The organism is Mycobacterium sp. (assembly GCF_051006775.1).
Taxonomy (GTDB): domain Bacteria; phylum Actinomycetota; class Actinomycetes; order Mycobacteriales; family Mycobacteriaceae; genus Mycobacterium.
This window is the reverse complement of the sequence record NZ_JBPCSX010000085.1, coordinates 1-4236: the sequence shown is the minus strand read 5'-3', so window position 1 is coordinate 4236 and position 4236 is coordinate 1. Positions and strand designations below refer to the sequence as shown.

The 4236-nt window shown below is 68.1% G+C and carries 4 protein-coding genes; all 4 read right to left on the bottom strand.

Annotation, left to right across the window (positions count from 1 at the left end; all coding sequences use genetic code 11):
• Positions 1-34: 34 nt before the first annotated feature.
• Positions 35-1213 (bottom strand): acetylornithine transaminase, encoded by a 1179-nt coding sequence (locus ACR2JI_RS06360; RefSeq protein WP_526389173.1) that lies wholly within the window; start codon positions 1211-1213, stop codon positions 35-37.
• The gene (gene argB / locus ACR2JI_RS06355) at positions 1210-2031 is read right to left on the bottom strand and encodes an acetylglutamate kinase (protein ID WP_526389171.1); all 822 of its coding nucleotides are present in this window, start codon (positions 2029-2031) and stop codon (positions 1210-1212) included. Before argB ends, ACR2JI_RS06360 begins: the two co-directional genes overlap by 4 nt.
• Complete coding sequence (gene argJ / locus ACR2JI_RS06350) at positions 2028-3248, bottom strand: bifunctional glutamate N-acetyltransferase/amino-acid acetyltransferase ArgJ (RefSeq protein WP_526389169.1); 1221 nt, start codon at positions 3246-3248, stop codon at positions 2028-2030. Before argJ ends, argB begins: the two co-directional genes overlap by 4 nt.
• A partial coding sequence (gene argC, locus ACR2JI_RS06345; protein ID WP_526389167.1) for an N-acetyl-gamma-glutamyl-phosphate reductase occupies positions 3245-4236 on the bottom strand: 992 nt, incomplete at its 5' end. The genes argC and argJ, both read right to left, overlap by 4 nt.

The window sequence follows — 4236 nt, the reverse complement described above, 5'->3', positions numbered from 1 at the left end:
GTCAGGTCATCATCACGAAGGAAATGCCGGATCGTCATGCCTGAGCTCCCGCGTCGAGAATTCCGGGCAGGGCCCTCAGGAAACCATCCACCTGCGCCTCGGTGATGATCAGCGGCGGGGCCAGCCGGATCACATCGGGAGCGGCCGCGTTCAGCAGGAAGCCGGCGCCGCGGGCGGCGGTCTCGACAGCCTTGGCCTGCGGAGCCGTCAGCACGATGCCGCGCAGCAGTCCGCGGCCCCGGACGTAGTCGACCAACGGGTGATTGAGCGCTTCAATGCCGTCGGCCAACGTCTTGCCCAGCAGATCGGCATGTGTGATGAGGCCGTCCTCGCGCAGAACCCGAAGCACCGCCAACGCGGCCGCGGTGCAGACCGGGTTGCCCCCGAAGGTGCTGCCGTGCATGCCGGGCGTCATCAGGTCGGCCGCCGGGCCGATCGCCAGACAGGCGCCGATGGGCAGCCCCCCGGCCAGACCTTTGGCGAGCGTGACGATATCGGCGGTGACGCCGTCGTGGGTGTGGGCGTAGAAGGTGCCGGTGCGACCCACCCCGGTCTGAACCTCGTCGAGGGCCAGCAGTGCGCCGTGCCGGCTGGTGATCTCCCGTGCCGCGGCCAGGTATCCGGCCGGTGGCACCACCACACCGCCCTCGCCCATGATCGGTTCGAGGAACACCGCTGCGGTGTCGTCGCCCACCGCGGCCGCCAGTGCGTCGACATCGCCGTAGGGCACATGGGTGACATAACCGGGTAGCGGTTCGAACGGCTGCTGTTTGGCAGGCTGACCGGTGAGCGCGAGAGCACCCATGGTGCGGCCGTGGAAAGCATTCTGTGCCGCAACGATTTTGGTGCGGCCGGTCAGGCGGGTGATCTTGAAGGCCGCCTCGTTGGCTTCGGCGCCGGAGTTACAGAAGAACACCCGTGCCGGCAGATCGGAACCGAGATGGGCCACCAGTTGTTCGGCCAGCGCGACACCGGGCTCGGTGGCGTACAGGTTCGACACATGACCCAGCGTGTTCAGCTGCGTGGTGACGGCCTCGATGATCGCCGGATGCCCGTGACCGAGAACATTGACGGCGATACCGGCCAGCAGATCCAGGTAGGCCTTACCGTCGACATCGGTCACCACCGCGCCCTGACCGGAGGCCAGCGCGATCGGCGGGGTTCCGTAGTTGTCCATCATGACCGACTGCCAGCGGTCCACAACGGTGCTCACCGGATGACCTTCGTGCCGGAACCCGAATCGCTGAACAACGCGGCCTGTACGCAGTGCGGGACCCGGCCGTCGATGACATGGGCGCTGGGCACCCCGGCCTGGACTGCCCGCAAGCAGGCCTCGATCTTGGGCACCATGCCCTCCTCGAGACCGGGCAGCAATTCGGCCAGCGTCGCGGTGTCGATCTCACTGACCAGGGAGTCGCGATCGGGCCAGCGGGTGTAGAGGCCCTCGACATCGGTGAGCATCAGCAGCGTCTCGGCGCCGAGCGCCTCGGCGACGGCTGCCGCCGCGGTGTCGGCGTTGATGTTGTGCACAACACCATCGGCGTCCGGGGCGATGGTGGAGATCACCGGAATCCGGCCGGCGTCGATCAGATCGTCGAGCACATCGGCGTTGACATGTTCGACGTCGCCGACCAGTCCGATATCGGTGTCCACCCCGTCCACCACCACGCTGCGCCGGACCGCGGTCAGCAGCCGGGCGTCCTCACCGGTAAGGCCGACGGCATACGGGCCGTGAACGTTGATCAGGTTCACCAGATCTCGGCCCACGGAGCCGAAGAGCACCATTCGGGCCACGTCGAGCACCTCCGGTGTGGTGACCCGGAAGCCGCCCTTGAACTCACCCGCAATCCCGAGACGTGTCAGCATGGCGCTGATCTGCGGCCCACCACCGTGCACCACGACCGGGTGGATACCCACCTTGAGTAGGGCGACCATGTCATCGGCGAAGGCGGCCTTGAGGGCGTCGTCAGTCATGGCGTTACCGCCGTACTTGACGACGACGGTCTTGCCCTGCAGCGATTGTGTCCTCATGAGCTGTAGGCCGAGTTCTCTTCGACGTAGGCATGCGAGAGGTCGGTGGTGCGGATGGTGGCCGCACAGGCACCGAGGTTGAGATCGATGGTGACCTCGATATCCGGGCCGGACAGGTCGACGTCCCGGGCCCCCGGTGCACCGGCCCCGTCGACGCAGACCGGGAAACCGTTGAATGACACAGTAATCCGGGCTGGATCAATCGTGAACGGCACCATCCCCACCGCGGCCAGCACCCGGCCCCAGTTCGGGTCGGAGCCGAACATGGCGGTCTTGACCAGGCTGTCGCGGGCCACCAGTCGGGCCGCGATGACGGCGTCGTTCTCACTGGTTGCACCGGTGACGGTGATCAGCACCCGCTTGGTGACTCCCTCGGCGTCGGCCTGCATCTGGGCGCACAGGTCTTCGCAGATCCGCAGCACGGCATCATCGAGATGAGACTGGCTGGGACGGATCCCACTGGCGCCGCTTGCCAGTAGCAGAACGGTGTCATTGGTGGAGGAACTGCCGTCGACGTCGAGGCGGTCGAAGGTGCGGGCCGCGGCCCTGCGCAATGCAGCGTCCAGCGCAGGTGGATCAGCCACCGCATCGGTGGTGAGCACGACCAGCATGGTGGCCAGTGATGGCGCCAGCATGCCCGCACCCTTGGCCATCCCGCCGAGAGTCCAGTTCTCCGCGGAATCCAGCGAGTGGTGCAGCGCAACCTGTTTCGGCACGGTGTCGGTGGTCATGATCGCCCTGGCCGCGTCATCGCCGCCCATCAGTCCGGCGTGGATCTCGTGGACGATCTCGGTGACACCGGCCAGCACCTTGTCAAGCGGCAACCGGTCACCGATGAGCCCGGTCGAGCAGACGGCCACCTCGATGGCTCCGGTCTCGGTACCCCAGTTCGACAGGGCGGCGGCGACGGCTTCGGCGGTCGCGTGGGTGTCCTGGAATCCCAGTGGGCCGGTACAGGCGTTGGCGCCGCCGGAGTTGAGCACGACCGCGCGCAACCGGCCGGTCGTCAGCGCCTGGCTGGTCCACAGCACCGGGGCCGCCTTGACCTGGTTGCGGGTGAACACCCCGGCCGCCGAATAGTCCGGCCCCTCATTGAAGACCAGGGCCAGGTCCGGCGCACCTGACTTCTTGATGCCCGCGGCGATACCGGCGGCCCGGAAGCCCGCCGGTGCGGTCACGCCTTGCTCGCGCAGCAACCGGGTCTCGAAATGGGTCACGGCGACACCCCAACCGTCGAAAGGCCCTGCGTCTCCGGCAATCCCAGTGCCAGATTCATCGACTGCACCGCCGCACCGGCCGTCCCCTTCACCAGATTGTCGATTGCGCACAGGGCAACCATCACACCGGCGGCCTCGTCGACCGCGACGGCCAACTGCGCCGCATTGCAACCGATGACCGAACCGGTCTGCGGCAGCCGACCTTCAGGCAGCAGATGCACGAAAGGCTCGTCGCCGTAGGCCTTCTCATAGACGGCGCGGATTTCGGCGAGCGACGCCGAGGTGGGTGCGGTGCAGGTGGCCAGGATGCCCCGCGCCGTCGGGATCAGTACCGGGGTGAAGGACACCGTGACCGGGCGGGCGGTGACCGCGCGCAGACCCTGGGCGATCTCCGGGGTGTGCCGGTGCACGCCGGCGATGTTGTACGCCCGTGCCGAACCGATGACTTCGGAGGCCAGCAGGTCGACCTTGGCGGCCCGGCCCGCACCCGAGGTGCCGCTGACCGCGACGACGGTGACGGTGGGTTCGACGAGCCCGGCCGCGACGGCGGGCACCAGCGCCAGCAGCGCCGAGGTCGGATAGCACCCGGGCACCGCGATCCGGGTCGCCCCGCGCAGCCGGTCCCGGCCACCGGGCAGTTCCGGCAGCCCGTAGGGCCAGGTACCGGCGTGCGGCGAACCGTAGAACCTCTCCCAGTCGCCCGGATCGGCCAGCCGGAAGTCCGCTCCGCAGTCGATGACCACGGTGTCCGGGCCGAGTTTTTCGGCGATCTCCGCCGAGTTGCCATGCGGCAGCGCCAGGAACACCACGTCATGACCGGTAAGCACGTCGATCTCGGTGGGCTCCAGGACCCGGTCGGCCAGCGGGAGCAGGTGCGGATGATGCTCGGCCAGGGTGGTTCCGGCGCTGGCCGCCGCGGTGAGCGCGCCGATGGTCAGACTGCCGTCGGCGTGGCCGGGATGGCCCAGCAGCAGACGCAGAATCTCTC